Source organism: Simplicispira psychrophila DSM 11588, assembly GCF_000688255.1.
GTDB classification, from domain to species: domain Bacteria; phylum Pseudomonadota; class Gammaproteobacteria; order Burkholderiales; family Burkholderiaceae_C; genus Simplicispira; species Simplicispira psychrophila.
Genome location: NZ_JHYS01000032.1, coordinates 1 through 5,758, shown reverse-complemented (window position 1 = coordinate 5,758; position 5,758 = coordinate 1). Strand labels below are relative to the sequence as shown.

Genomic DNA, 5,758 nt, shown 5'->3' with positions numbered 1-5,758 from the left:
CCGATGTATACTTCAAGGCTTGGCTGGAAACGATAGCTACTTCGGTAGTTGTAGTGTTCAGCGAAACGGCTAGAAAGTTTAAATAACCTTCTAGTTGACAGGGATTAAAAAACTCTGTTAGAATTCAAGGCTCAGCTGATCGCAGCTAAGCAGGCAGAAAAAAAGACCTCGGTCTTATAAATCTGTCAGGAACCTTAAAAATATACAGCCGATAAGCGTGGGCGTTTGAAGGCGATTGCCAAGTTCTTTGGAACTAGTGCATAGCACTACAAACGCTCATGAGAGTAAAGAAGTGAAGTTCACTTCAATTCTTGATTTTATGAGTAGCGTCGAAAGGCGCAAAAAAACACAAGATCGAACTGAAGAGTTTGATCCTGGCTCAGATTGAACGCTGGCGGCATGCCTTACACATGCAAGTCGAACGGTAACAGGTCTTCGGATGCTGACGAGTGGCGAACGGGTGAGTAATACATCGGAACGTGCCCGATCGTGGGGGATAACTACTCGAAAGAGTGGCTAATACCGCATACGATCTACGGATGAAAGCAGGGGACCCGCAAGGGCCTTGCGCGGACGGAGCGGCCGATGGCAGATTAGGTAGTTGGTGGGATAAAAGCTTACCAAGCCGACGATCTGTAGCTGGTCTGAGAGGACGACCAGCCACACTGGGACTGAGACACGGCCCAGACTCCTACGGGAGGCAGCAGTGGGGAATTTTGGACAATGGGGGAAACCCTGATCCAGCCATGCCGCGTGCAGGATGAAGGCCTTCGGGTTGTAAACTGCTTTTGTACGGAACGAAAAGGTCTTTTCTAATAAAGAAGGCCCATGACGGTACCGTAAGAATAAGCACCGGCTAACTACGTGCCAGCAGCCGCGGTAATACGTAGGGTGCAAGCGTTAATCGGAATTACTGGGCGTAAAGCGTGCGCAGGCGGTTATATAAGACAGATGTGAAATCCCCGGGCTCAACCTGGGAACTGCATTAGTGACTGTATAGCTAGAGTGCGGCAGAGGGGGATGGAATTCCGCGTGTAGCAGTGAAATGCGTAGATATGCGGAGGAACACCGATGGCGAAGGCAATCCCCTGGGCCTGCACTGACGCTCATGCACGAAAGCGTGGGGAGCAAACAGGATTAGATACCCTGGTAGTCCACGCCCTAAACGATGTCAACTGGTTGTTGGGAATTCACTTTCTCAGTAACGAAGCTAACGCGTGAAGTTGACCGCCTGGGGAGTACGGCCGCAAGGTTAAAACTCAAAGGAATTGACGGGGACCCGCACAAGCGGTGGATGATGTGGTTTAATTCGATGCAACGCGAAAAACCTTACCCACCTTTGACATGTATGGAAGATCGCAGAGACGCGATTGTGCTCGAAAGAGAGCCATAACACAGGTGCTGCATGGCTGTCGTCAGCTCGTGTCGTGAGATGTTGGGTTAAGTCCCGCAACGAGCGCAACCCTTGCCATTAGTTGCTACATTTAGTTGGGCACTCTAATGGGACTGCCGGTGACAAACCGGAGGAAGGTGGGGATGACGTCAAGTCCTCATGGCCCTTATAGGTGGGGCTACACACGTCATACAATGGCTGGTACAAAGGGTTGCCAACCCGCGAGGGGGAGCTAATCCCATAAAGCCAGTCGTAGTCCGGATCGCAGTCTGCAACTCGACTGCGTGAAGTCGGAATCGCTAGTAATCGTGGATCAGAATGTCACGGTGAATACGTTCCCGGGTCTTGTACACACCGCCCGTCACACCATGGGAGCGGGTTCTGCCAGAAGTAGTTAGCCTAACCGCAAGGAGGGCGATTACCACGGCAGGGTTCGTGACTGGGGTGAAGTCGTAACAAGGTAGCCGTATCGGAAGGTGCGGCTGGATCACCTCCTTTCTGGAAAACCGCAATCTAATTTGAACGTCCACACTTATCGGTTGTTGGAAAAAGTCGCTGCAAAGCGCATGTGCGAAAGCACGTGATGCTGCGCAGAGGCCGACTTGGGTCTGTAGCTCAGTTGGTTAGAGCACTGTGTTGATAACGCAGGGGTCGTTGGTTCGAAACCAACCAGACCCACCAAGTGCTGCAGGCCAAGACAAAGACGACAATGCGATTGCCGGGGGATTAGCTCAGCTGGGAGAGCACCTGCTTTGCAAGCAGGGGGTCGTCGGTTCGATCCCGTCATCCTCCACCAACATCCTGTAAATGCACCAAGTGGTGCACAAAAAATCAACACCAAAGCAGCTTTGCAAAAGGCTGCTTTGATGTTGATCGATATTGATCGATCAATCGGCTGTTCTTTAAAAATTCATAGAGTCAAATCAGTGTTGCTGATGGAAACTGCACATTCGTAAAGGTTTAGTGCAGACCGTGCCATCAGCAACGAGAATTTTTTGATTGCGTCAAAACGAATATTCAGGCTTAGCTTGAAATTCAAAATTAACGATGACAATCCGAAAGGGTTGAAGTTGTTTACGGCATAACGCGTCAGGTGAAAGACCTGGCAGTCCTTGAAAAATGAGATGGCGATGTCTTGTAAAAGACGTCAAAGTTATAGGGTCAAGTGACTAAGAGCATGTGGTGGATGCCTTGGCGATGATAGGCGACGAAAGACGTGATAGCCTGCGATAAGCTTCGGGGAGCTGGCAAATAAGCTTTGATCCGGAGATTTCTGAATGGGGAAACCCACCCTTCGGGGTATCGCAACCTGAATACATAGGGTTGCGAGGCGAACCGGGTGAACTGAAACATCTCAGTAGCTCGAGGAAAAGACATCAACCGAGATTCCGAAAGTAGTGGCGAGCGAAATCGGAGAAGCCTTGCAGTGATAGCACATTGGTTAGCAAAACGGAATGGAAAGTCCGGCCATAGCAGGTGATAGCCCTGTATGCGAAAACCGACGTGTGGTACTAGGCTGCAGACAAGTAGGGCGGGACACGAGAAATCCTGTTTGAATATGGGGGGACCATCCTCCAAGGCTAAATACTCATCATCGACCGATAGTGAACCAGTACCGTGAGGGAAAGGCGAAAAGAACCCCGGGAGGGGAGTGAAATAGATCCTGAAACCGCATGCTTACAAAAAGTAGGAGCCTCGTAAGGGGTGACTGCGTACCTTTTGTATAATGGGTCAGCGACTTACATTCAGTGGCAAGGTTAACCGAATAGGGAAGCCGTAGAGAAATCGAGTCCGAATAGGGCGAACATAGTCGCTGGGTGTAGACCCGAAACCAAGTGATCTATCCATGGCCAGGATGAAGGTGCCGTAACAGGTACTGGAGGTCCGAACCGACTAATGTTGCAAAATTAGCGGATGAGCTGTGGATAGGGGCGAAAGGCTAAACAAACTTGGAAATAGCTGGTTCTCTCCGAAAACTATTTAGGTAGTGCCTCAAGTATTACCGTCGGGGGTAGAGCACTGTTTAGGCTAGGGGGTCATGGCGACTTACCAACCCTAGGCAAACTCCGAATACCGACGAGTACAGCTTGGGAGACAGAGCACCGGGTGCTAACGTCCGGACTCAAGAGGGAAACAACCCAGACCGCCAGCTAAGGTCCCTAAAATTGGCTAAGTGGGAAACGAAGTGGGAAGGCTAAAACAGTCAGGATGTTGGCTTAGAAGCAGCCATCATTTAAAGAAAGCGTAATAGCTCACTGATCGAGTCGTCCTGCGCGGAAGATGTAACGGGGCTAAGCCAGTTACCGAAGCTGCGGATGTGCAATTTATTGCACGTGGTAGGAGAGCGTTCTGTAAGCCTGTGAAGGTGTCTGGTGACGGATGCTGGAGGTATCAGAAGTGCGAATGCTGACATGAGTAGCGTTAAAGGGGGTGAAAAGCCCCCTCGCCGTAAGCGCAAGGTTTTCTACGCAACGTTCATCGGCGTAGAGTGAGTCGGCCCCTAAGGCGAGGCAGAGATGCGTAGCTGATGGGAAACAGGTCAATATTCCTGTACCGATCAATAGTGCGATGTGGGGACGGAGAAGGTTAGCTCAGCCAACTGTTGGATATGTTGGTTCAAGCCTGTAGTCGTGCCCGGTAGGCAAATCCGCCGGGCTTAGATGAGGGGTGATAACGAGTCTGCTTGCAGACGAAGTGAGTGATACCCTGCTTCCAGGAAAAGCCACTAAGCTTCAGCTATTGACGACCGTACCGCAAACCGACACTGGTGCGCGAGATGAGTATTCTAAGGCGCTTGAGAGAACTCTGGAGAAGGAACTCGGCAAATTGATACCGTAACTTCGGGAGAAGGTATGCCCCAAGTAGGTGAACCTGTACAAGGCGAGCCCAAAGGGGTTGCAAAAAATCGGTGGCTGCGACTGTTTAATAAAAACACAGCACTCTGCAAACACGAAAGTGGACGTATAGGGTGTGACGCCTGCCCGGTGCTGGAAGATTAAATGATGGGGTGCAAGCTCTTGATTGAAGTCCCAGTAAACGGCGGCCGTAACTATAACGGTCCTAAGGTAGCGAAATTCCTTGTCGGGTAAGTTCCGACCTGCACGAATGGCGTAACGATGGCCACACTGTCTCCTCCAGAGACTCAGCGAAGTTGAAATGTTTGTGATGATGCAATCTCCCCGCGGAAAGACGGAAAGACCCCATGAACCTTTACTGTAGCTTTGTATTGGATTTTGAACGGATCTGTGTAGGATAGGTGGGAGGCTTTGAAGTGAGGGCGCTAGTTCTCATGGAGCCAACGTTGAAATACCACCCTGGTGCGTTTGAGGTTCTAACCCAGGTCCCTTATCGGGATCGGGGACAGTGCATGGTAGGCAGTTTGACTGGGGCGGTCTCCTCCCAAAGCGTAACGGAGGAGTTCGAAGGTACGCTAGTTACGGTCGGACATCGTGACGATAGTGCAATGGCATAAGCGTGCTTAACTGCGAGACTGACAAGTCGAGCAGATGCGAAAGCAGGACATAGTGATCCGGTGGTTCTGTATGGAAGGGCCATCGCTCAACGGATAAAAGGTACTCTGGGGATAACAGGCTGATACCGCCCAAGAGTTCATATCGACGGCGGTGTTTGGCACCTCGATGTCGGCTCATCTCATCCTGGGGCTGTAGCCGGTCCCAAGGGTATGGCTGTTCGCCATTTAAAGAGGTACGTGAGCTGGGTTTAAAACGTCGTGAGACAGTTTGGTCCCTATCTTCCGTGGGCGCTGCAGATTTGAGGAAGCCTGCTCCTAGTACGAGAGGACCGGAGTGGACACACCTCTGGTGTATCGGTTGTCACGCCAGTGGCATTGCCGAGTAGCTAAGTGTGGAAGAGATAACCGCTGAAAGCATCTAAGCGGGAAACTCGTTTCAAGATGAGATCTGCCGGGGCCTTTGAGCCCCCTAAAGAGTCGTTCAAGACCAGGACGTTGATAGGCTGGGTGTGGAAGTGCAGCAATGCATTAAGCTAACCAGTACTAATTGCTCGTGCGGCTTGACCCTATAACTTTGATAGCCTTTGCTTAAAGAAATTTAAGTGATCTTCAAAGATTGTTATGCCAAAGCTGACGCAGTCAAAATACAAATTCGAAAAAAACTGATTCCAGACTCTATGAATTGGCTGTGCTGATCAATGATCAGCGCGGCAACCCTTTATGCCTGATGACCATAGCAAGTTGGCCCCACTCCTTCCCATCTCGAACAGGACAGTGAAACGACTTCGCGCCGATGATAGTGCGGGTTCCCGTGTGAAAGTAGGTCATCGTCAGGCTCTTACAGCCAGCAAATACCCCCCGCTCAGCAATGTGCGGGGGGTTTTGTCTTTCTG

General features: G+C 50.7%; 2 tRNA genes and 3 rRNA genes. All 5 read left to right on the top strand.

Annotated elements, in window-relative coordinates:
* Window positions 1-356 precede the first annotated feature (356 nt).
* The 5 genes from Q390_RS0116910 to rrf all read left to right on the top strand — a co-directional run bounded on the left by Q390_RS0116910 (window position 357) and on the right by rrf (window position 5,701).
* Window positions 357-1,891 (top strand): 16S ribosomal RNA (locus Q390_RS0116910).
* Window positions 1,892-1,997: 106 nt separating this feature from the next.
* A tRNA-Ile gene (locus Q390_RS0116905) sits at window positions 1,998-2,074 on the top strand.
* A gap of 39 nt (window positions 2,075-2,113) precedes the next feature.
* Window positions 2,114-2,189: transfer RNA gene (locus Q390_RS0116900), tRNA-Ala, on the top strand.
* Between the two features lie 363 nt (window positions 2,190-2,552).
* Window positions 2,553-5,433, top strand: a 23S ribosomal RNA gene (locus tag Q390_RS0116895).
* Window positions 5,434-5,588: 155 nt separating this feature from the next.
* A 5S ribosomal RNA gene (rrf, locus tag Q390_RS0116890) occupies window positions 5,589-5,701 on the top strand.
* Together the 16S, 23S and 5S rRNA genes with 2 tRNA genes alongside form the textbook arrangement of a ribosomal RNA operon.
* The last annotated feature ends 57 nt before the right edge of the window (window positions 5,702-5,758 follow it).